We start from the raw sequence: 19,944 nt of genomic DNA on the forward strand, positions 1-19,944 counted from the left end.
TTGTTAAAAATCAAGAGATTATATGTTAAAATTTGGCTTAATTTTATAAAAAAAGAAACTATTTTTAAGCTACATCTAAAATATTTTGTAAATATTCTCTATGCTCTTTTTCTGCTTTAATAAATGGAGAAACTAACAATTTTGTTTCATCTGGAGCTTTTTTCCCAACAAATTTAGATTGAGGATAACTTGCATAATATAATTTATACGTCTCTTCATTTCTTTCAAAAATCAAAAAATGATTCTCTCCAAATCGTACATATGAAATCTCACCAGAAAATGTATTTGATGCATCTTTGAAAAAGTCGCTAAATCCGTAGTATAATAAAAGTGTTTCCATGATTTAAATTTTGACAAAATTAAAAAACCTTTGCGAATTCAATCACAAAGGTTATATAAATTATGAAGTTGCGTTTAATTTTATACAAGCTCAGCAGATAATCCTAAGCTTAATAATCTAGAACAACGCGGCTCTAAATCTTTATATTCTCCTGTTTTCACAGTACATTTACCTTTATAATGTACTAACATAGCACATTGTTCTGCTTGTTCCCAAGTATGTTCACAAACACTTACAAGAGATTCTATCACATGATCAAAAGTATTGACATCATCATTAAATAATACAATCTCATGTTCTTTTACTACTTGTTCTAAAACAGCAACATCCTCTTGTGTCTTTTCTATAGTACTCATTCTTTTCGTTTTTTACGTTGCAAATTTACGAAATTATTTTTTATACTTTAAAGAAACCCAATTATTTAACTCTAAAGTTCTATCAAGTTTCATACCTAAATTTGACGCTTTTTCATCCATCATTGGAATATCTTCTGTATAGAATCCACTTAACAATAAAATTCCTCCTTCATTCAAACATTTCTCATAAGTTTTAATATCATTTAAAAGAATATTTCTATTGATATTTGCAATTATAACATCATATGATTTTCCTTCTAAAAGTGAAGCTTCTCCTTCATAAACAGAAATATGTTTACAATTATTTCTCTCAACATTTTCCAAAGAATTCTCATAACACCAATTATCAATATCAATTGCATCAATTGGTTGTGCTCCTTTCATTTCGGCAAAAATTGCTAAAATTCCAGTTCCACATCCCATGTCTAAAACTTTTTTGTTCTCTAATTCTAAATCGATCAATTGTTGAATCATCAAATTCGTAGTTTCATGATGTCCTGTTCCAAAACTCATTTTTGGTTCAATTACAATATCATATTTCAAATTCGGATTTTCATGAAAAGGCGCACGAACACTTACTAAATCTGCAACTTGAATTGGCTCAAAATTCTTTTCCCATTCTTCATTCCAATTTACTTGCTCAATTTCTTTTACTTCATAAGAAATCGTAAACATTTCTGAATTTAAAATGGAAATTTCTTCCATAATATTTTCATTCCACTCTTTTTTCTGAATATATGCTTTGAATCCTTCTTCGTTTTCTACAAAACTCTCAAAACCTACCATTCCAAGTTCAGCAATTAAAATTTCATTTCCAGGAATTACAGGATTTACTTTAAAATCGTATTCGATATAAATTTCGTTCATCGGTCTATGTTTTATATCACTTTACATGTGATATTTTGTTCGGTTTAAATTAGCCTTTTTACAAATTTCTTTCTATTAAATATATGTTATAAAAGACTTTGCAATATTAGTGTTTTTATTGAAATTACTATTTCGTAAATTCGCATTTTTAATCCTAGTTTTATGTCAAAAGATCCTTTCGGAAAAGCAGTTTTAGATTTTCAAAGCAATAACGAACCACAAAATATCATTACACATTCTTCTCTTGCTGGCGAAGATGAAATTCCTGTTAATTATCTTTTTAGAAATTATAAGGAAATGCCTTCTATCGAACAAAAAGCATTGGATTTGTGTAAAGGAAAAATTTTAGATGTTGGCTGTGGCGCAGGAAGTCATGCACTTTATCTTCAAAATAAAGGAAAAAATGTTACTGCAATCGATATTTCAGAAGGAGCAATTGAAGTTTGTAAACTTCGTGGAATTCAAAATGCTTCTGTTGAAAATATTTGGGAATATTCTGGTGAAAAGTTCGATACAATTTTGATTTTGATGAATGGAACTGGAATTTGTGGAAAACTAAACAAACTGGATGCTTTTCTAAAACATTTAAAATCTCTTTTAAAACCAAACGGACAAATTTTAATCGATTCTTCTGATATTATTTACATGTTTGAAGATGAAAATGGTGAATATTGGATTGATGCTTCTCAAGATTATTATGGGGAAGTTGTTTTTTCTATGGAATATAAAGGTGAAAAATCTAATGATTTTGATTGGCTTTATGTTGACTTTAATACTTTTCAAAACTGTGCAAACTACAACGGATTTCTTTGTGAATTAATCGAAGAAGGAGAACATTATGATTATTTGGCAAGATTAACTGTTTTGGAAGATTAATTAAGTTTATTTCTTGAAAATAGAGTTATCAAATTCTAATACAATTTCCAATAATACAGAGAATTTTGTAATCTTATTCAATTCATGTTCTTGTTCATTTTTTGCTTGTCCAAAAAACGAACCAAAAAAGGACACTTTCATAAAAGGTGTTTTTTTGACAACAGGGTCAAAAAACCGTATTTTAATTACTAAAATTCCTACAAGGATTCAGAATTTCTTAACGTAATTAAAACACTACACTCATTATGAAAGAAAATGAAAATCTTCGAATTTTGATAAAAAAATAGGTCGATTAAATTTCGATAAACACTTTCAAACTTAATTTCGCGAAAGGGATTGTAGTGGATAGCTTTTCTTTTTTACAAAAATTAGTTTTTTCTTTGAAAACGGAGGCGACTTTAGAAGCCCACGTATTTTTTAGAAAAACTTTTTTGAAAGAAGAAAACTAGAAATGGAAAGCCCAACCTTTTTCTGAGTTTTTAGGAAACGAAGAAAAATGGTTTCGCCCTAAAAATGAAAAAATTATTTTTCTTGTTTTTTATTTTCCTTCTTCTCTACTCTATTTGCATTCACTTTTGCTTCAATATTCACACGCTTTTTCTTTGGTGTATTTATCTCTTTTTGTTTTTGAATTAAATTTTTGATTGACATTTTTCAAATTTTTAAAATTCTTTACAAAGGTAGTGAAGTTTATCTTTAATATATTTGCACAAAACTTAAGATATGACGGAATTTAAACCAAACTCTATTGATAAAGTCGAAGTTGACAAAGGAAATGTAACTTGGAGAACACCTAGTAATATTGCTTTAGTGAAATATTGGGGAAAAGAAGGTGTGCAAATTCCAAAAAATCCTTCGATTAGTTTTACACTTCATAATTGTGCTACGATTACTACTTTAGAATTTCAGAAAAAAGGCACATTTTCAGATAATTTTGAGTTTGAATTTTATTTTGAAGAAAAAATAAAAGAGAGTTTTAAACCAAAAATCGAAAGTTTTTTCAAAAGAATAGAAGAATTTTGTCCTTATTTAAAAGCTTATAAATTCATTATCAAAAGTGAAAACACATTTCCTCATAGTAGTGGAATTGCTTCTTCTGCAAGTGGAATGGGAGCTTTAGCTTTATGTGTTATGCAATTGGAAAAAGAAATTTATCCTAAAATTTCAGAAGATTATTTTTATAAAAAAGCATCTTTTTTAGCAAGATTAGGTTCAGGAAGTGCTTCTAGAAGTATCAAAGGAAAATTAGTAGTTTGGGGAGAAAGTGATGCAATTCCAGAAAGTTCAAATCTATATGGAATTCCTTTCCCATTCGAAGTTCATGATAATTTTAAAGAATATTGCGACACAATTCTTTTAGTTGATAAAGGACAAAAACAAGTAAGTAGTACGGTTGGTCATAATTTAATGATTGATCATCCTTATGCAGAAAGAAGATTCCAACAAGCAAATGAAAACTTAGCTAAAATCTCTGAAATTTTACAAAATGGAGATGTAAAATCATTTATAAAATTGGTAGAAGAAGAAGCTTTGGCTTTACATGCGATGATGTTGACAAGTACACCAAGTTTTATTTTAATGAAACCAAATACTTTAGAGATTATTAATAGAATTTGGAAATATAGAAATGAAACAGATTCAGCAATTTGTTTCACTTTAGATGCTGGAGCAAATGTGCATGTTTTATATCCAAAATCAGAAGAAGAAACTATCAAATCTTTTATTCAAAATGAATTAGCAGCATTTTGTGAAAAGGAACAATATATTCATGATTTTATTGGAAACGGATCAGAAAGAAAATAATTCATTATAAATATCAAAAAATCGGAGCTTTTACACTCCGATTTTTTATTTATAATTTAATTTCAATTTGTTCTGTCTGTTTTTCGAACATTTCTTTATAGAAATCTCTCATTGTTGGATAAAAAGCAGCTGGAATTAAACTTGCATAAATTTGTGTTTCCACACCGATTACAAGTAAGTTATTTTCATGCTTGATGGATAAAGCAGAATAACCTATTCCTTCTGGTAATTCCATTACTTTATTTTCTGGAACTTTTACAACCTCAGCATTTGCAGGTAATTTGATTGTAATCGTATATTTTTTCAACCATGGAGTTCCATAATCAATAGGAATAAATCTATTTTCAGAAGTTAAAGCATTTTCTTTTGGAGTAAAAAATAACATTGGATTTATTTTTATTTTCGAACTCTTTTTATCTGCTTTATACACAAACTTTACACTTTCTACTAAAGATTTATTGATATCCTCAATGTTATTCACACGAATTGCTTCTACATTTACATTTTCAAAACGATTTTCAAACTCTTTCTTCAATACATCATTATCTTTATTTTCTGCTTTTTTACGAGAAATTAAAGCTGCCATGTTATCTTTTTTGATTCTTCCAGAACCTTTGATTACACCATCAGCAGTGATTTCTGCACGAATAGTAGCAACTTCTTGAGAAATATTATTAGTCAATAAACTAACCCATTCAAAAGTATCATCACTTTTTACAACAAAACCATTCCAGTTTAATGCTTCAAAAGGAAGCTCATTTACTTTTGCAAATTTCTCAGAAGCATCTAAAATCTTTTTTTGATTTGGTAAATACACTGAAAAATGATTGAAAGCTCCCATATAAGGTCTAGCTTCAAAAACACCATTTTCTCTTGTACTACTAAACATTAATTCTGCATTAATTCCAGAAGCACGAAGTGCATTTACAAGATTTAAGTTTACTAAAGATTTATCTCCTTCTCCTTTTGCAAATGCTTTTTCAGCAGTTGTAATTTCTTTAGTTTCTTTAACAACTTTAATTCTATTTTTTATAAAAGAGAAAATTGCTTCAATTTTTTGATCTTCATTCATTTCAGCAGTTACAACATGAGATACTGATTTTTTAATATAAGAATGGTCTTTAATATTTTTCAAAACTCTTTTATTTAAAAGTTTTGCAATCGTTTCCCAGCTATCTCCCATTTTACGAACAGGCGCATTTGGTTGTCTCATTTCAATTAATTCAAAATCAACTCCTCTTGCATAATGTTGCATATTCGTTACAAAAGCTTCTTCTTTTAAAGATGGTATATTAAAATCAGAAATTTTATAAGTATTATCATTATAAGGAAGTGTTTGTCCATTAAATGAAATCGATTTCGCTTTTGTTCCTTGTTCTAAATTAAATAAACCATTTCCTCTCATTTGTGTTCTAAAACCGAAACTTTCAGGAATATTTACAAAATGTTCTGCTTTTAAAACAGGAATTTCAAACTGTAAATTCGCTGGAGGAACAATAAAAAAGTTCCCTGTTGAAACTGTGTATTTTAATTCTAAAACATCTCCTTTTTGTAGTTTTGGAGAACTAATTTTTTTAGTAATAATTCCATCATTCGTTTCTACGATAGCTTCTACTAATTCTGCTGAAATTTTTTCAAGTTTATTTCCTTTTAATCTAAAAATAAATCCTTTTAATCCAGTGATTTTATCTTTAGCTTCTTCACTTAATTCTATTTCTCTCTCTCCATATTTTAATCCTTCTTCTGAATAAAATTTGATTCTAAAATGATATTCATGCGTTGTAGTTATTCCTTTTTGTGGAATAATTTCAGAATTCGATTCTCTATGTAAATATAAAATTGCTGCTGAAGCATCTTCTTCAATGGAATTTTTCTTTTCTTTTACTTCTTCTTTAGAAACATTTCCAAAAGAATAATCTTGTGCGGAAATGATTTGAAAAACGAATAAGAAAGCTATAAAAATACTTTTTTTCATATATTAAATGTTAGTGATTAATTTTTAGTCAAAAAAAATGATGATTATTCCAATCATCATTCTTTGTTTTTTGTATCCATACAAATTGTTACTGGACCATCATTAATCAAACTAACTTTCATATCGGCACCAAACTTTCCAGTTTCAACTTTTTGAGGTATTTGAATTCTTAATTTTTCAACGAATTTCTCATATAAAGGAATCGAAATATCAGGCTTTGCTGCTTTGATATAAGAAGGACGATTTCCTTTTTTTGTACTTGCATGAAGTGTAAATTGGCTAATAACTAAAACTTCCCCATTTATTTGCTGCAATGATAAATTCATCACACCATTTTCATCATTAAAAATTCGAAGATTTATAATTTTTTTGATTAACCAATCAATATCTTCTTCTTTATCAGCTTCTTCAATTCCTAATAAAACAACAATTCCTTGTTTTATTTCACCAATAATCTCTCCATCAACTTTCACAGAAGCTTCACTTGCTCTTTGTAAAACTACTCTCATATTTTAACCATAAATATCTTGACGGTAATTTTCTTCATCACCTTCCAACATTTGTAAATAACTATTATATCTTGTAGGTGCGATTTCTCCTCTATCTAACGCTTCTTTAACAGCACATTTCGGTTCGTTCACATGTAAACAATTATGGAATTTACATTCCGATTTTAATTCAAAAAACTCTGGAAAATAGTTTCCTAATTCGTTTTTCTCAAAATCAACAATTCCAAAACCTTTAATTCCAGGAGTATCGATAATATATCCACCAAAAGATAATGGATGCATTTCGGCAAATGTTGTAGTGTGTTGTCCTTGCTTATGTTGGGTAGAAATTTCGGAAGTTTTCAAATCTAAATCAGGTTCTATTGTATTCACTAAAGTAGATTTCCCTACTCCAGAATGCCCAGAAAAGAGACTAACTTTCCCTTTCATCAATTCTTTCACCTCATCGATATTTATTCCTTCTGTTGCAGAAACATCAATACATAAATATCCAATTGAGCCATAAACAGCTTCTAAATATTCTTTTTGTTCTTGAGTTTCTTCAGTGATTGTATCAATTTTATTGAAAAGAATTACGGTAGGAATTTGATAAGCTTCAGCAGTAACTAAAAATCGATCGATAAATCCTTCAAAAGTTGGTGGATTATCAATAGTTACCAATAAAAAAGCTATATCAATATTTGAAGCAATAATATGTGTCCTTTTAGAAAGATTTACAGATTTACGAACGATATAATTCTTACGTTCGTGAATATCAGTGATAACTGCTGTATCTTTTTTTGGCTCCAATTCGAAATCAACTATATCTCCAACCGCAACTGGATTTGTACTTTTGATTCCTTTAATTCTAAATTTCCCTCTAATTCTACATTGGTAAATCGTTCCATCTTCATGACGAACTTGATACCAACTTCCTGTAGATTTAATTACAATTCCTTTCATAGCGACAAAGATACTTCAAAAAATCAAAACAATTCATCAGTATCTTTTTTACATTAATAATGAAGAAAATTCTTATTTTTTTCTACAAACAGGTAAGATTTCGTTTTTACATAAACGATATTTATCCACTAATTCTTCTGTAAGTTTTTTATTATAATTCACTTCTTCCACATTAAAACCAGCATTTCTAAGTTTATTGAAATAATCTTTTCCATAAACTCGAACATGATCATATTGTCCAAAGTGTTTTGCTCTTTCTTCGGGAGAAGTTATAGAGAAATCTTCAAATGTTTCTTCTCTAGATAAATCTTGTGGAATTTGAAAAATCCCGAAACCATTTGGTTTCATTACTCTAAATAATTCAGACATTGCTTTTTTATCATCTTCTATATGTTCTAAAACATGATTACAAAAGACAATATCAAAAGAATTATCTTCAAAAGGTAAGTCGCAAATATCTGCTTTTACATCAGCAATTGGCGAATATAAATCGGCTGTGATATAATCTAAGTTCTTTTGTTTTTTAAATCTTTTCAGAAAACATTGTTCCGGCGCTATATGTAAAACTTTTTTGTTAGCAGTAAAAAAATCTGTTTCATTCTGTAAATACAACCACATCAGGCGATGTCTTTCTAATGAAAGGGAACTAGGAGCCAACACATTAGGTCGTTGTATTCCATATCCATAAGGAAGGAATTTTTTAAAACTTTTTCCATCAATCGGATCTGTATAACGGTTTCCTTTTAATGCTAACGCAATAAATGGTTTTACAATATAACTAGCTTTAATTAACAAAGGTCTAGGTATTGTATTCAATACTAGCTTAAATATTCGCATTCTAAAAATGTAAAAATAGGTGTGGGGGTTAATTTATTCTATTTTTCAAAGCAAAAATAAAAAAGTGTGATAATGTTTTTAAAAAAATAAAAGAAAATTTTAAACATTATCTGGGCTTACATTGCCCCAATTTTCTCCAGATTTGATTCTGTATAATTGCATTAACGATATTCCGTATTGTTTTGCAATTATTTTCATTCTAGTTTTTCGATTTGGATCTAAAATTTTTCTCTTAATCATTTTTACTTGTGTCTCTGTAAGCTTGCTATAATGCCTTTTTGTTTTTCGCATTAATTTTGCCTCGATAACATTTGGATTTTTCTTTTGATGGGCAACCCATTCTTCTTTATTTACCCATTTTAAATTGCTTACTCTATTATCTTTCTTATCATAATTTTTATGAATGATATACTGATCGTCTTCTTTTTTATTTAAGAAAAGTTCTGCAACCATTCTATGGAAATATCGCCCCGTTCTCTTTCCATCCTTTTTTTTGATATGATTGATAATTAAAAAACCTTGAGAGGTTCCACCTTTTAAGAGTCTTCCTTCGGAAACAGCGACTAAGCTTTTCACACGGCCATGATTGGATACCAAAAATTTTTGATTTGGTAGCCAATCATCGCAATGATAAAGTTTCCACTCCTCATTGTAATAGTTCATACTTAAATTGTTGTTATTTGTCTAAATTCGTCTTCTTCATTGCTTTCAATACCTAAAGCATCGTAGATATATTTGAATGTAGAAAGGAGTTCAGGTTTTCCATCAACAATAGCAACATCATGCTCAAAATGGGCACTTGGAAGATTATCTTTTGTAGTGATAGTCCATCCATCTTTATGTTGTTTAATTTTTTGAGTTCCCATATTAATCATTGGCTCAATTGCTACCACCATTCCATCAGCAAATTTTTTACCTCTACCTTTCTTTCCGTAATTAGGCATTTCTGGATCTTCATGCATTTCACGTCCAATCCCATGACCTACTAATTCTCTTACAATTCCATACCCATATTTTTCAACATAAGTTTGAATTGCATTACCGACATCTCCTACTCTATTTCCTGCTCTAAAAGCACGAATTCCTTCGTAAAGAGATTCTTTTGTTACTTTTAATAATTGTAAAGTTTTTTCATCAACATTTCCTACTGGAAATGTATAAGCATGATCTCCATAAAAACCATTTTTATATGCACCACAATCAATAGAAATAATATCTCCATCTTTTAAAGGTGTATCTGTAGGAATTCCATGTACCACTTGTTCATTAGGACTCATACATAAACTATTCGGAAAACCATACAATCCTAAAAATGCTGGTGTAGCTCCATTATCTCTTATAAATTCTTCTGCAATTTTGTCTAACTGTAAAGGTGTTACTCCTGGTTTTACTTCTTTTGCTAAAATTCCTAAAGTTCTTGATACAATAAGTGCACTCTCGCGTAATAATTCAATTTCTTCGCGTGTTTTTATCTTAATCATTGATATAATCTATTTATTCTTTTCTTCATACAACCCTGTTGTACAAAGTTTTACATTTAAATTAAATATACTAAAATTTCAGTAATATCTTAATCTCTTTTTAAAAACTTCTAAAAAATTATTTTAAGGACAATTTTAAAAAATAGCACATTTTATCACTCCAATTCTAAAATTTTTATTCTATATCTAATTTAGAATTTTTATTGCAAATTTTAAAACTGTTCCTTCAATTTTTGCGGGGTTAATTTTAATAAAGTTGAAGGCAACTTTAATTTTTACCATAAATGATAAAAATTAAAGTTACTTTATTAAGTATACTGAGAGGGCAAATATAGAGGTTTTTTCTAGCAAAAAAACTATCAAAAGTGTAAAGTTTATGCTAAATTACTCTACAACTGAAGGTGTATAAGATTCTTTTTGAAGTATTTTATTTAGATCTTCTTCTAAGGATTCTTGGGGTGTTTCAACGATTCTTCCGATTTCTTTTCCATTTTCATAAATAATAAAAGTAGGAACACGTATAATATTCTTTCCTTTTTGCAATTGATCATAAGTTTCTTTTTCATAATCCACCATAATCAATTCTGTATTGTTTAAATCAAAATCAATTTCATCTAGAATTTTATAATATCTCGGAACTTCTCTTCTACTATCACTACACCAAGTTCCCATAAAAATCTCCATCTTGATATCCGAATTATTCTGTTTTAAATTTCCAATAATATCTTGCTTGATTTTATAGCGATCAAAAGTTCTATTAAACCAAACCGAATATGGAATTTCCATCAAATTGTCTTTTGTAGCAACTCCAACTAAACTTCCATGTTTATTTTTTATCGCAACAAATTGTCCTTTTTCATTTTTTTCTAGATTCGAAGTATCTATATTTTTTTTTGGAGCACTACAATTCACAAACAAAAAAGTACTCAAAATTAGTAATGTTAATTTTCTCATTTTTTTATGCATTTTCGTAAAGGTATTGAAAAATATTTCATCTAAAAAAGCAGAAATTCTCTATTTGTTTCCTGTTTCATTTTCCATTTCCTATTTTTGATAAACGGTTTTAAAAACCAATTAGTTTCTAAAAAGAACTCATTTCTTTTTTATTCTGATTTTTAAGCAATTTTCTGAAGAATTTTGACTAAAAATGTTTAATTGAGTTCAATAAATAAAGTAACTTTGTAAGCGCAAACTGCTTATAAATATCATGATAAAGAGTTTTGAAATGAAGAAACATACAAAACACACGAAATTACAAAGAAGAACGAACGGCGTTTATGCTCCTTTTGAATTATCTATCTTAGGTGTAAAATGTTCCATAATTACCAATTTAGTTAAAGAAGTAGCTAATAGATTACATGAAAAATATAGCATCGGATATTTAGACGCATATCATAGTGACACTGCTGTTGCTCCAGTTTTCAACACATATACTTTTCATCATTCAGGAAGTTTAGCGATGAAAGCTGCTGCAAATTTGAATAAATACTCTGAAAGAATTCGTTTCTCTGAACACGATTTGACTTTTGTGAATGGAAATCACTTTCCAGGAAAAAAACAAATTTTAATTCTAGATAGAGAAAAAGAAAATTCTGTTTTTAAAAGATTAAAACAAATTGACAATATCCAATTTATCATCAAAACAGATGTTGGAATGCCAGTTTTCGATTTTATTCTACAAAAATATCCAGCAGTTGCAGATGTTCCAACATATCATATTAAAGATTTAGAAAGTATCACAAATCATATTGAAAAACTTCTTGTTGAAAATCGTCCAATCTTAAACGGTTTAGTTTTAGCCGGAGGAAAAAGTACAAGAATGGGAAGAGATAAAGGAATGTTAGAATATCATGGAATGCCACAAAGAGAGTTTTTAGTAGAACTTTTAGAACAAGGATTAGCATTCTCTGAGCAACAACAACTTTTAGCAAATCCTGAATTGGAAGAGCAACGATTAATCGGAAAAGTTTATCTTTCTTTAAGAGAAAATAATGACGATTTAAATTATGCAATCATTCCTGATAAGTTTTTAGATTTAGGTCCTTTCGGAGCAATTTGTTCTGCTTTTATGAATAATCCGAATGAAGCTTATTTAGTAATCGCTACTGATTTACCTTATGTTGATGAAAAATTAATTCAACTTTTAATTGAAAAACGTAATCCAAAAAAGATTGCAACAGCAATTAAAGGAATAGATAATGAATTTCCTGAACCATTAATTACAATTTGGGAACCAAAAGCATATCCTGTTTTAATGAATTATTTAGCACAAGGATATTCATGTCCAAGAAAAGTTTTAATCAATTCTGATGTAGAATTAGTGGAAGTGGATACAAATTTAATTCACAACGTAAACACTCCAACAGAATTTGAGCAAGCAAAAGAAAATTTGAAAAAATAACATGAAATTCCTCTCTTATATCTTTAAGAGAGGAATTTTTAAATAGAAAGCTTATGGAAGACAAAAGTTTATTTAAAGACTTTTACCAAAGACAAATTACATTAAAAGAAGTTGGAAAATCAGGACAGGAAAAGCTTGAGAAGGCAAAAGTATTGATTGTTGGTTGTGGGGGATTAGGTAATTTTGTTGCAATTAATTTAGCAGCAAGCGGCATTGGTAAATTACATTTAATCGACTTTGACACGGTTTCTATTTCTAATTTGCACAGACAAACTTATTTTACACAAAAAAATATTGGAACAAATAAAGCCAAAGTTCTTGCAAATCACATTTCTCTTCTAAATCCATTAATTGATATTAGCACAAGTGAAAAAGCAATTTCCAAACAAAATGCTTTTGATGTGGTTAAAGATTTTGATATTATTGTCGATTGTACAGATAGTCTTCCAATAAAATATCTTTTAAATGATATTTGTGTTTTGAATGATAAAATATTGGTTTATGGTTCGCTTTACAAATATGATGGTTATGTTGCTAGTTTTAATCTTCCAACAGAAAATGAAGAAAGAACAGCTAATTTAAGAGATATTTTCCCAGAAATTCCTGAAAATACAATTCCAAATTGTGAAGAAGCTGGAACTTTAAATCCAATTGTTGGATTTATTGGAATGTTACAAGCAAATGAAGTTTTAAAAATCATTTTAGGAATTGGAAAACCTTTGGAAAATTGTCTTTTAATTTATAATTCTCTTTCTAATAATCAACAAAAAATTAAATGTAAAAACTCTTTTACAAAAGGTAGAATTAGAAATGCTTTCGAACAAGAAAAATATGAAATTGAAACTTGTGAAATTGAAGAAGAAACTAAAATTTCACCTGAAAATTTTAAAAAACAAATAGCAAATCCTTCTTACCTTAAAATTTCTGTGATGTCTGATGAAGAAGCTGAATTGCCTTTTGAAGTTCAGGAAAGAATTCCATTATACGATTTTCCTGATTGGTTAGAGGAAACAGATTTAGATAAAGAGAAAACCTATATTTTGGTTTGTGGAACTGGAATTACAAGTTATGGAGCATTAATGATTTTTAAAGAAAAATTTCCTGAAATAAAAGTTTTAAGTTTAGAAGGAGGAATTGAAGCTTATGAAATATGATAATCCTGCGTTGTTTTATGAAGAACAAAAACAACAAGCAACTACAATACAACAAGAACTAAAAAAGAAATTAATCTATTCTAGTATTATCCGATTTACGGTTTTTTTACTGACAGTTTTTGCGCTTTATTATTATTTTGGAGATGCAAAATTTATGATTGGAAGTTTAATTATTGGTATTTCACTTTTCTTATTTTTAGTTTCAAAACATACCGATTTACAAAGAAAAAGAAATGAAATTAATTCGAAAATCGCGATTAATGATTTAGAATTAAAAATTTTAAATAAAGAAAAAGTAACACTAGAAACTGGAGAAGAATTTATCAATCCAAAACATTTTTATAGTTATGATATTGATTTATTTGGAAAAGGTTCTTTTTTTCAGTTTTTAAATCGAACAGCTACACTTTCTGGAAAGAAAAAACTTGCTTCAATTCTTACAGAAAATCACATCGAAAATATTCAAAAAAAACAAAAAGCAATTCAAGAATTAGCTGAAAAAGCAATTTGGCGACAAGATTTTACTGCAAAAGCACAACAAGTAAAAACAGAAACGAAAGAGGAAAAAATTATCTCCTTTTTAAAATCTCATGTTTCTTTTATTCCTACTTCTTTTAAAGGAATTTCAATTGCATTTTCATCTATTTCTTTTTTATTGATTTTAGCAATATTCTTTGAATTTATTCCATTTACTATTTTATTTTTATGGTTTTTTATCGGTTTAGGAATTACAGGCAGATTTTTAAAGAAAATAGGTGTTTTATATGAAGAAGTTTCAAAAATGAAGTCGAATTTTCAACAATATCATTTGTTGTTAAACATGATTGAAAATACTTCATTTGATACAGAAATTTTAAAAGGACAACATCAATTAATTCGAACAAAAAACAAAAAAGCTTCCGAAGTTTTAAGACAATTTTCAAAAGCAATTGATGCATTAGATCAAAGAAATAATATCTTTTTTGGAATCATTGGAAATGGTTTGTTTTTATGGGATATTCAACAAATATTAAAAATTGAAAAGTGGATTTCAGAACACAAAAATTTAGTAGAAAATTGGTTTTCTGTTTTAGCTTTTTTTGATGCAGAAAATTCTTTGGCAAATTATACTTTTAATCATCCAACATATACATTTCCAAAAATTGTAAACAACGAAACTGTTATTCAAGCAAAAGAATTAGGACATCCTTTATTGGATGAAAAAGTTCGAATTGACAATGATTATACAATTCATTCAAAGGAATTTTTCATAATTACAGGAGCGAATATGGCAGGAAAAAGTACTTTCTTAAGAACCGTTTCTTTAAGTATTGTAATGTCAAATATCGGTTTGCCTGTTTGTGCAAAAAGTTTTGCATATTCTCCGATAAAATTGATTACTTCTATGCGAACTTCAGATTCTTTGGCGGATGATTCTTCTTATTTCTTTTCTGAGTTAACTCGATTAAAATTCATTGTCGAAGAAATGAAAAATGACACCTATTTTATCATTTTAGATGAAATTTTAAAAGGAACAAATAGTAAAGATAAAGCTGAAGGTTCGCAAAAATTTGTTACAAAGTTAGTGCATTCAGGTTCTACAGGAATTATTGCAACACATGATTTAAGTTTATGTAAAATGGAAGAAGATTTCTCTCAAGTGAAGAATTTTTATTTCGATGCAGAAATTATAAATGATGAATTACATTTTGATTACCATTTTAAAAATGGGGTTTGTAAAAATATGAATGCTTCTTTTTTACTGAGAAAAATGGAAATCGTTTAGGGTAGATTTATTTTATATTTTTTTAATTGATTACAATTACAATTGTTAAGCCTCCGAGCATTGTTGCTCCAAGGTCTTTCACATCAAATTCACCTTGTGAACGTTGATCATATAATTCTTTACCTAAACCAATTAAAGTTGCAGAAGCAAAACAGAAAACACTTTTCCAAAGTTTACTTCTTTTTTCTTTTGGTGTAACTAAATTATAAAAAACAGATGTGGATGCAGCAGCAAAATTTCCTGCTCCATAATGCATAATTTTATCTTCATATTTAGTACTTTGTGCTTGCAAATGGGTAGCAAAAAATAAGAAGAAAATTAATAAAGTTAATCTCATAATTGTTAAGTATTTAAGGTTAGTATTTTATTCGATTACCTTTAAATTACTTAATATTTCGATTTAAAATGATTGATTTTAAAAGATTTAACAGTTAAAAATTTACAAAAAATAAATGTCTGAAATTATAAATTGGATGGAAAGTAATATGCTTTCTTGCTTCTATGTAAAGTATTTTGGAATTGAATGTTATGGTTGTGGATTTCAACGTTCGTTGATTGCTTTGATGAGAGGAAATTTGTTGGAAAGTCTAAAATTATTCCCAGCTTTATTACCTGTTTTATTTACTTTTTCTTTTACATTTTTTCATCTGATTTTTAAGTTTAAAAAAGGTGCTTCCATAATAAAATTCTCTTTTATTTTTTCTGTTATTATTATGGTTTTAAACTTAATTATAAAACAATTTTTATAAGGAAATTAAATTTAATCTTTAAAATAAATTAATTATATGGAAAACGACAACTTTTCAAATCAAGAGTTCGGATTAAAAGAACCTATTAAAAATTCTACTACCGTTTTAGTCTTAGGAATTTTATCTATTCTAGGATGTTTTTGTTATGGATTCGTAGGATTAATCCTTGGAATTATAGCAGTTGTTATGGCAAGTAGTGGATTAAAAGCTTACAACGAAAATCCTGAAAGATTTAACCCAGCAGGTTTGGCAAACTTAAAAGCTGGAAGAGTTTGTGCAATTATTGGAATTGCTTTAAGTGTTATTTATGTAATTTCAGCAATTATTGTAATCATTTTATTTGGATTTGAAGCGATATTAAATCCAAATCCAGAAATGTTTGATCACAATTTCTAGAAAATATTTAAAAACTGAAATGGCTATTTGTTATTTCAGTTTTTATTATAAAAATATATTTGATTCTTTTTTATCCATATCATCACTAAAAAAATGGTCTGTAATATTAGAGAAAACCAACCATTTTATATGTTTTCCTTTTTTAACTTCATAAGTAGTATAAACTGTTGCTATTAATTCTAGAATATTTCCAAAAATAACTAGACTTAAAATTAATTTATGAATGCTTGTAAATGCTAAGTCATTTGATAAAACAAATAAAGTCCAAAAAAGTGTTATGTTATTTATGATTAACAAAAAGATTTGAGATAAAATAACTTGCATACAATGCCAACGTACGAAAGGTGTACTTTTTTTATTTCCTAGATAAAAAATTAAAGCTCCGATTAAATTAATAATTGGTAATGGTAAAACTAAGATTAACATAAATAATGAAATTAAATAAGCATTTGAAGCTTTTTCAAATTCATATTCTTCAGGCTGGTATGCGAAATTTTCTGTTCTCATAATTCTTTATAAATATTCCAAATCCAATTTAAAATAAGTAATAAAATAAGAGGAATACTAATTTTTTTATTTTTTAATTGTTCTAAAATAGAATGATATGATTGATAAACAAATGATTTTTTAAAAATTAAATCGATACAAACAAAGACAGGAATTACAATTAATAAAAATGCATATAAAATTCCTAAAGGATTGAAAGTAAAAATTGCATTGTAAAAATCGGCTTTAAAAGAAGCTAAAACACTTCGAGTTGTTCCACAAGTTGGACAAGGAAAAGAAAGAATATTCTTATAGAAGCAAAAAGCCATCGTAGAAGAATTGTTACTTCTATAAGAATATATTAAATAGAAATAGCCAATCAGAATTACTACAATTGTAATAAGATAAAATCTAAATCTATTTTGCATTTAAATTATACTAAAATTGCTTGTAATTTTCTCAAGTTAGCTTCTCTTGTTGCTCCTTGAATCATGAACCAATCAACGATTGCCCAAATTCCAAAACCACCACAAGTTAAAAGTTTTCCTAATCCCATTCCAGTATCTCCAATGATAAATCTATCTATTCCTAAGTTTCCAGCGAAAATAGAGATAATTAAAATAGTTGTTGGATCTTTTAAAGCCAAAGCTTGTAATTGTACCCATTTAGCTTCATCCATTGTAAGAAGTTTTTCTCTGATGAAATTAATATGGTGAGGTTCAAAACATTTTGCGTTTGTTGTTAAAAATAAATCCACTTTTTGTGCATCCATAGCTTCTTAAATAGTTTAGGTTAATTAAATTTAAGCCGAATATACAATTTTTATGGATTCATTCAATAATTATATCTAATTCATCTCTAGAATATTATTATTTCCAAAATTTTTATAAGAAATTATTTATTAATAAAATATTTGAGATATTTTTCTACTTTTGACAAAATTTAACAAAATATGGAAGAAAAAGATTTAATACAAAAACAAACCTTTCAAGAGAATTTCTTTCCTACACCTGATTTACCAAATGCAACAGCAGTTTTAGTGATGGGAATTTTATCAATTATCGGTTGTTTTTTTTATGCAATACCAGGATTAATTTTGGGAATTATCAGCTTAGTTTTAGCAAATAAAGCAATGGCTTTGTATAAAAATAATCCAAAAAATTATACACAATCTTCTTTTAACAATGTAAAAACTGGAAGAATTTGTGCAATTATCGGAGTTAGTTTAGCAGGAATATCTTTCTTAATTTTTATTATTTATTTCTTAGCAATGGGAGGTATTTTCTTAAGTGCATTTTTATAAAAAATAAAACCATTTATATACATTATAAATGGTTTCTATATTTTTATGGATGAGCATTTACCCAAACTTCGCCACACTCAAAATGTTCTTTTTTCCAAATTGGAACTGTTTCTTTTAAGGTATCAATTGCAAATTCACATGCTTTAAAAGCATCTTTTCTATGAGGGGAAGCAACAGCAATAATCACAGGAATTTCTGTCACAGATAAAATTCCAATTGCATGGTGAATAGCAATTTTTGTAATAGAAAATTTCGCCAATGCTTCTTCTGCAATTTTTTCCATTTCTTTAATCGCCATTGGCTCATAAGCAGAAAAATCAAGTCGAAGTACTTTTTTACCTTGTGTTTCATTTCTTACTGTTCCAACAAAAACAGAAATTCCTCCACAAGAAGGATCTTCTACAAAATTGTAAGCATCTTCTAATTTCAGTGGACAAGAAGTTACTTTAATAGAAATTCTTTCGTTCATACTTTAAATTTTTAACCTCCACTTACAGGTGGAATTAGTGCAATTATATCTTTTTCTTTAATTATGGTATCATCTGAAGCGTATGTTTCATTGATTGCTACACTAAAGTTAGAATATCCATTTAATTTTGAGAAATTTTCAAGTAAATATTGTTTAAAATTTAAGACATTCATCTCTGGAGTTAACTGAACTTGAAATTCTTCTTTTTCTAATAAATCAGAGAGAATTCCAAAAGTAAGAATTGTAATTTCCATGTTTATAAATTTCTGTAAAAATACGTATTTATCCTTTAATTTAAGTGATTTCTATCATGCTTAGACACAGAATCGGAAGAAATACAAGATTGGAAGTTTTTTCTTTGATAAAAAATAGTAATTTTGATAGAAACCGTATCAAAACCATACAACATTTTGGATTTTTTAGAATTTCGCTTACTTGATGTCTTAGATATTTTACTCGTTGCTATACTTTTATACTACATTTATAAATTATTAAAAGGAACTGTTGCAATAAATATTTTTATTGGAATTACCATTGTGTTTTTGATTTGGAAAGTCACACAAGCATTACACATGGAAATGTTAAGTGGAATTTTAGGAACATTAATTAGTGGAGGGGCAATTGCTTTAATTGTCGTTTTCCAACAAGAAATCCGAAAATTTTTATTGATGATTGGTTCTACAAATTTTACTTCCAAAAGAAATTTCTTGAAACAATTAATGTTTTTAAAATCTGAAATTGGAACAGATACAGATATTGAAACAATTGTACAAACATGTCTTCAAATGTCTGAAAAAAGAACTGGAGCTTTAATTGTTATTGAAAGAAATCAAAGTTTAGATTTTGTAACACACACAGGAGATAAAATGCATATTGAATTAAACGCACCTATTTTAGAAAGTATTTTCTATAAAAATAGTCCACTTCATGATGGTGCAATTGTTATTCAAGAAAACGTTATAAAAGCCACGAGAGTCGTTTTACCACTTTCAGCAAGACATTTACCTGCTAGATTTGGTTTAAGGCACAGAGCAGCTGTAGGAATCACTGAGAGAACTGATGCATTATGTATTGTCGTTTCTGAAGAAACAGGGAAAATATCTTATATTAAAGATGGAGAGTTTGTTCTATATAAATCTGAAAAAGAATTAATTGAGCAAATTTATTTCGATTTAGAATAAAAAAAACCCTAAAATCGCAATGATTTTAGGGTCTTCTATATCTAAAATTTATAA

Annotated in this window: 27 protein-coding genes; 9 read left to right on the forward strand and 18 right to left on the reverse strand. The window is 27.8% G+C overall.

Annotated features, from left to right (window positions below; genetic code table 11):
- Nucleotides 1–64: 64 nt before the first annotated feature.
- The 3 genes from I1A51_RS02715 to prmA form a co-directional block, all read right to left on the reverse strand.
- On the reverse strand, nt 65–340 hold the full coding sequence (locus tag I1A51_RS02715; protein WP_196890893.1) for a hypothetical protein: 276 nt from the start codon (nt 338–340) through the stop codon (nt 65–67).
- A gap of 80 nt (nt 341–420) precedes the next feature.
- A complete protein-coding gene (locus I1A51_RS02720; protein WP_196890895.1) occupies nt 421–696 on the reverse strand; it encodes an ATP-dependent Clp protease adaptor ClpS in 276 nt (91 codons plus the stop codon).
- Between the two features lie 33 nt (nt 697–729).
- Nucleotides 730–1,563, reverse strand: coding sequence for a 50S ribosomal protein L11 methyltransferase (prmA, locus tag I1A51_RS02725; RefSeq protein WP_196890897.1), 834 nt, complete (start codon nt 1,561–1,563; stop codon nt 730–732).
- A gap of 162 nt (nt 1,564–1,725) precedes the next feature.
- On the opposite strand from prmA, the gene I1A51_RS02730 reads away from it, so the two are divergent.
- The gene (locus tag I1A51_RS02730) at nt 1,726–2,439 is read left to right on the forward strand and encodes a class I SAM-dependent methyltransferase (protein ID WP_196890899.1); all 714 of its coding nucleotides are present in this window, start codon (nt 1,726–1,728) and stop codon (nt 2,437–2,439) included.
- 6 nt (nt 2,440–2,445) lie between these two features.
- Here I1A51_RS02730 and I1A51_RS17675 read toward each other — a convergent pair whose 3' ends face one another.
- Both I1A51_RS17675 and I1A51_RS17680 read right to left on the reverse strand, forming a co-directional pair.
- Nucleotides 2,446–2,580 carry a hypothetical protein gene (locus I1A51_RS17675; RefSeq protein WP_262895802.1) on the reverse strand — a complete coding sequence of 45 codons (135 nt, stop codon included), beginning with the start codon at nt 2,578–2,580 and terminating at the stop codon, nt 2,446–2,448.
- A gap of 381 nt (nt 2,581–2,961) precedes the next feature.
- On the reverse strand, nt 2,962–3,090 hold the full coding sequence (locus I1A51_RS17680) for a hypothetical protein (RefSeq protein WP_262895803.1): 129 nt from the start codon (nt 3,088–3,090) through the stop codon (nt 2,962–2,964).
- 72 nt (nt 3,091–3,162) lie between these two features.
- On the opposite strand from I1A51_RS17680, the gene I1A51_RS02735 reads away from it, so the two are divergent.
- Entirely contained in the window at nt 3,163–4,242 is a 1,080-nt protein-coding gene (locus tag I1A51_RS02735; RefSeq protein ID WP_196890901.1) for a diphosphomevalonate/mevalonate 3,5-bisphosphate decarboxylase family protein, read from the forward strand.
- A gap of 49 nt (nt 4,243–4,291) precedes the next feature.
- On the opposite strand, the gene I1A51_RS02740 is transcribed toward I1A51_RS02735, so the two are convergent.
- The 7 genes from I1A51_RS02740 to I1A51_RS02770 form a co-directional block, all read right to left on the reverse strand.
- A complete protein-coding gene (locus tag I1A51_RS02740; protein ID WP_196890902.1) occupies nt 4,292–6,217 on the reverse strand; it encodes a hypothetical protein in 1,926 nt (641 codons plus the stop codon).
- A 56-nt stretch (nt 6,218–6,273) separates the two neighbouring features.
- On the reverse strand, nt 6,274–6,726 hold the full coding sequence (dtd, locus tag I1A51_RS02745; protein ID WP_196890904.1) for a D-aminoacyl-tRNA deacylase: 453 nt from the start codon (nt 6,724–6,726) through the stop codon (nt 6,274–6,276).
- A 3-nt stretch (nt 6,727–6,729) separates the two neighbouring features.
- Entirely contained in the window at nt 6,730–7,668 is a 939-nt protein-coding gene (gene rsgA / locus I1A51_RS02750; protein WP_196890906.1) for a ribosome small subunit-dependent GTPase A, read from the reverse strand.
- 72 nt (nt 7,669–7,740) lie between these two features.
- Nucleotides 7,741–8,505: a class I SAM-dependent methyltransferase gene (locus I1A51_RS02755; RefSeq protein WP_196890908.1), complete on the reverse strand. Its 765-nt coding sequence runs from the start codon at nt 8,503–8,505 to the stop codon at nt 7,741–7,743.
- 99 nt (nt 8,506–8,604) lie between these two features.
- Nucleotides 8,605–9,168 (reverse strand): HNH endonuclease, encoded by a 564-nt coding sequence (locus I1A51_RS02760; protein WP_196890910.1) that lies wholly within the window; start codon nt 9,166–9,168, stop codon nt 8,605–8,607.
- 2 nt (nt 9,169–9,170) lie between these two features.
- On the reverse strand, nt 9,171–9,986 hold the full coding sequence (gene map, locus I1A51_RS02765) for a type I methionyl aminopeptidase (protein ID WP_196890912.1): 816 nt from the start codon (nt 9,984–9,986) through the stop codon (nt 9,171–9,173).
- Between the two features lie 384 nt (nt 9,987–10,370).
- Nucleotides 10,371–10,940, reverse strand: coding sequence for a thioredoxin family protein (locus tag I1A51_RS02770; RefSeq protein ID WP_196890914.1), 570 nt, complete (start codon nt 10,938–10,940; stop codon nt 10,371–10,373).
- 271 nt (nt 10,941–11,211) lie between these two features.
- On the opposite strand from I1A51_RS02770, the gene I1A51_RS02775 reads away from it, so the two are divergent.
- The 3 genes from I1A51_RS02775 to I1A51_RS02785 are packed head-to-tail and all read left to right on the forward strand — an operon-like array spanning nt 11,212 to nt 15,306.
- Nucleotides 11,212–12,387, forward strand: a complete 1,176-nt coding sequence (locus tag I1A51_RS02775; protein WP_196890916.1) for an NTP transferase domain-containing protein — start codon at nt 11,212–11,214, stop codon at nt 12,385–12,387.
- A gap of 53 nt (nt 12,388–12,440) precedes the next feature.
- Nucleotides 12,441–13,541, forward strand: a complete 1,101-nt coding sequence (locus I1A51_RS02780) for a HesA/MoeB/ThiF family protein (protein ID WP_196890918.1) — start codon at nt 12,441–12,443, stop codon at nt 13,539–13,541.
- Entirely contained in the window at nt 13,531–15,306 is a 1,776-nt protein-coding gene (locus I1A51_RS02785; protein ID WP_196890919.1) for a MutS-related protein, read from the forward strand. The genes I1A51_RS02780 and I1A51_RS02785 overlap by 11 nt, the downstream gene beginning before the upstream one ends.
- 22 nt (nt 15,307–15,328) lie before the next feature.
- On the opposite strand, the gene I1A51_RS02790 is transcribed toward I1A51_RS02785, so the two are convergent.
- Nucleotides 15,329–15,643 (reverse strand): hypothetical protein, encoded by a 315-nt coding sequence (locus tag I1A51_RS02790; RefSeq protein ID WP_196890921.1) that lies wholly within the window; start codon nt 15,641–15,643, stop codon nt 15,329–15,331.
- 115 nt (nt 15,644–15,758) lie between these two features.
- Between I1A51_RS02790 and I1A51_RS02795 the strand changes: the two genes are divergently transcribed.
- Together I1A51_RS02795 and I1A51_RS02800 are read left to right on the forward strand one after the other, a co-directional pair.
- The gene (locus I1A51_RS02795; protein WP_196890923.1) at nt 15,759–16,055 is read left to right on the forward strand and encodes a DUF2752 domain-containing protein; all 297 of its coding nucleotides are present in this window, start codon (nt 15,759–15,761) and stop codon (nt 16,053–16,055) included.
- Between the two features lie 36 nt (nt 16,056–16,091).
- Nucleotides 16,092–16,451 carry a CCC motif membrane protein gene (locus tag I1A51_RS02800; RefSeq protein WP_196890924.1) on the forward strand — a complete coding sequence of 120 codons (360 nt, stop codon included), beginning with the start codon at nt 16,092–16,094 and terminating at the stop codon, nt 16,449–16,451.
- A 45-nt stretch (nt 16,452–16,496) separates the two neighbouring features.
- Here the strand turns inward: I1A51_RS02800 and I1A51_RS02805 are convergent, their stop codons facing one another.
- Genes I1A51_RS02805 through I1A51_RS02815 form a run of 3 tightly spaced genes read right to left on the reverse strand, consistent with a single transcriptional unit; the run spans nt 16,497 to nt 17,709 of the window.
- Nucleotides 16,497–16,958 (reverse strand): DUF4870 domain-containing protein, encoded by a 462-nt coding sequence (locus I1A51_RS02805; protein ID WP_196890926.1) that lies wholly within the window; start codon nt 16,956–16,958, stop codon nt 16,497–16,499.
- Nucleotides 16,955–17,365 (reverse strand): DUF2752 domain-containing protein, encoded by a 411-nt coding sequence (locus tag I1A51_RS02810; RefSeq protein WP_196890928.1) that lies wholly within the window; start codon nt 17,363–17,365, stop codon nt 16,955–16,957. The genes I1A51_RS02805 and I1A51_RS02810 overlap by 4 nt, the downstream gene beginning before the upstream one ends.
- A gap of 5 nt (nt 17,366–17,370) precedes the next feature.
- Entirely contained in the window at nt 17,371–17,709 is a 339-nt protein-coding gene (locus I1A51_RS02815) for a TM2 domain-containing protein (RefSeq protein ID WP_196890930.1), read from the reverse strand.
- 180 nt (nt 17,710–17,889) lie between these two features.
- On the opposite strand from I1A51_RS02815, the gene I1A51_RS02820 reads away from it, so the two are divergent.
- On the forward strand, nt 17,890–18,240 hold the full coding sequence (locus tag I1A51_RS02820; RefSeq protein ID WP_231373944.1) for a CCC motif membrane protein: 351 nt from the start codon (nt 17,890–17,892) through the stop codon (nt 18,238–18,240).
- Between the two features lie 43 nt (nt 18,241–18,283).
- Here the strand turns inward: I1A51_RS02820 and I1A51_RS02825 are convergent, their stop codons facing one another.
- On the reverse strand, nt 18,284–18,709 hold the full coding sequence (locus tag I1A51_RS02825; protein ID WP_196890932.1) for a molybdenum cofactor biosynthesis protein MoaE: 426 nt from the start codon (nt 18,707–18,709) through the stop codon (nt 18,284–18,286).
- 11 nt (nt 18,710–18,720) lie between these two features.
- Nucleotides 18,721–18,963: a MoaD/ThiS family protein gene (locus tag I1A51_RS02830; RefSeq protein WP_196890934.1), complete on the reverse strand. Its 243-nt coding sequence runs from the start codon at nt 18,961–18,963 to the stop codon at nt 18,721–18,723.
- 153 nt (nt 18,964–19,116) lie between these two features.
- Between I1A51_RS02830 and cdaA the strand changes: the two genes are divergently transcribed.
- On the forward strand, nt 19,117–19,890 hold the full coding sequence (gene cdaA / locus I1A51_RS02835) for a diadenylate cyclase CdaA (protein ID WP_196891387.1): 774 nt from the start codon (nt 19,117–19,119) through the stop codon (nt 19,888–19,890).
- Nucleotides 19,891–19,944: the final 54 nt, after the last annotated feature.

Origin of the sequence: Aureivirga marina, from assembly GCF_015767265.1 — a bacterium.
Lineage (GTDB): Bacteria > Bacteroidota > Bacteroidia > Flavobacteriales > Flavobacteriaceae > Aureivirga > Aureivirga marina.

Excerpts from the sequence above, each read along its gene's own strand:
- I1A51_RS02715 (WP_196890893.1), bottom strand. The coding sequence starts at position 340 with ATGGAAACACTTTTATTATACTACGGATTTAGCGACTTTTTCAAAGAT.
- I1A51_RS02720 (WP_196890895.1), bottom strand. The coding sequence starts at position 696 with ATGAGTACTATAGAAAAGACACAAGAGGATGTTGCTGTTTTAGAACAA.
- prmA (WP_196890897.1), bottom strand. The coding sequence starts at position 1,563 with ATGAACGAAATTTATATCGAATACGATTTTAAAGTAAATCCTGTAATT.
- I1A51_RS02730 (WP_196890899.1), top strand. The coding sequence starts at position 1,726 with ATGTCAAAAGATCCTTTCGGAAAAGCAGTTTTAGATTTTCAAAGCAAT.
- I1A51_RS17675 (WP_262895802.1), bottom strand. The coding sequence starts at position 2,580 with ATGAAAGTGTCCTTTTTTGGTTCGTTTTTTGGACAAGCAAAAAATGAA.
- I1A51_RS17680 (WP_262895803.1), bottom strand. The coding sequence starts at position 3,090 with ATGTCAATCAAAAATTTAATTCAAAAACAAAAAGAGATAAATACACCA.
- I1A51_RS02735 (WP_196890901.1), top strand. The coding sequence starts at position 3,163 with ATGACGGAATTTAAACCAAACTCTATTGATAAAGTCGAAGTTGACAAA.
- I1A51_RS02740 (WP_196890902.1), bottom strand. The coding sequence starts at position 6,217 with ATGAAAAAAAGTATTTTTATAGCTTTCTTATTCGTTTTTCAAATCATT.
- dtd (WP_196890904.1), bottom strand. The coding sequence starts at position 6,726 with ATGAGAGTAGTTTTACAAAGAGCAAGTGAAGCTTCTGTGAAAGTTGAT.
- rsgA (WP_196890906.1), bottom strand. The coding sequence starts at position 7,668 with ATGAAAGGAATTGTAATTAAATCTACAGGAAGTTGGTATCAAGTTCGT.
- I1A51_RS02755 (WP_196890908.1), bottom strand. The coding sequence starts at position 8,505 with ATGCGAATATTTAAGCTAGTATTGAATACAATACCTAGACCTTTGTTA.
- I1A51_RS02760 (WP_196890910.1), bottom strand. The coding sequence starts at position 9,168 with ATGAACTATTACAATGAGGAGTGGAAACTTTATCATTGCGATGATTGG.
- map (WP_196890912.1), bottom strand. The coding sequence starts at position 9,986 with ATGATTAAGATAAAAACACGCGAAGAAATTGAATTATTACGCGAGAGT.
- I1A51_RS02770 (WP_196890914.1), bottom strand. The coding sequence starts at position 10,940 with ATGAGAAAATTAACATTACTAATTTTGAGTACTTTTTTGTTTGTGAAT.
- I1A51_RS02775 (WP_196890916.1), top strand. The coding sequence starts at position 11,212 with ATGAAGAAACATACAAAACACACGAAATTACAAAGAAGAACGAACGGC.
- I1A51_RS02780 (WP_196890918.1), top strand. The coding sequence starts at position 12,441 with ATGGAAGACAAAAGTTTATTTAAAGACTTTTACCAAAGACAAATTACA.
- I1A51_RS02785 (WP_196890919.1), top strand. The coding sequence starts at position 13,531 with ATGAAATATGATAATCCTGCGTTGTTTTATGAAGAACAAAAACAACAA.
- I1A51_RS02790 (WP_196890921.1), bottom strand. The coding sequence starts at position 15,643 with ATGAGATTAACTTTATTAATTTTCTTCTTATTTTTTGCTACCCATTTG.
- I1A51_RS02795 (WP_196890923.1), top strand. The coding sequence starts at position 15,759 with ATGTCTGAAATTATAAATTGGATGGAAAGTAATATGCTTTCTTGCTTC.
- I1A51_RS02800 (WP_196890924.1), top strand. The coding sequence starts at position 16,092 with ATGGAAAACGACAACTTTTCAAATCAAGAGTTCGGATTAAAAGAACCT.
- I1A51_RS02805 (WP_196890926.1), bottom strand. The coding sequence starts at position 16,958 with ATGAGAACAGAAAATTTCGCATACCAGCCTGAAGAATATGAATTTGAA.
- I1A51_RS02810 (WP_196890928.1), bottom strand. The coding sequence starts at position 17,365 with ATGCAAAATAGATTTAGATTTTATCTTATTACAATTGTAGTAATTCTG.
- I1A51_RS02815 (WP_196890930.1), bottom strand. The coding sequence starts at position 17,709 with ATGGATGCACAAAAAGTGGATTTATTTTTAACAACAAACGCAAAATGT.
- I1A51_RS02820 (WP_231373944.1), top strand. The coding sequence starts at position 17,890 with ATGGAAGAAAAAGATTTAATACAAAAACAAACCTTTCAAGAGAATTTC.
- I1A51_RS02825 (WP_196890932.1), bottom strand. The coding sequence starts at position 18,709 with ATGAACGAAAGAATTTCTATTAAAGTAACTTCTTGTCCACTGAAATTA.
- I1A51_RS02830 (WP_196890934.1), bottom strand. The coding sequence starts at position 18,963 with ATGGAAATTACAATTCTTACTTTTGGAATTCTCTCTGATTTATTAGAA.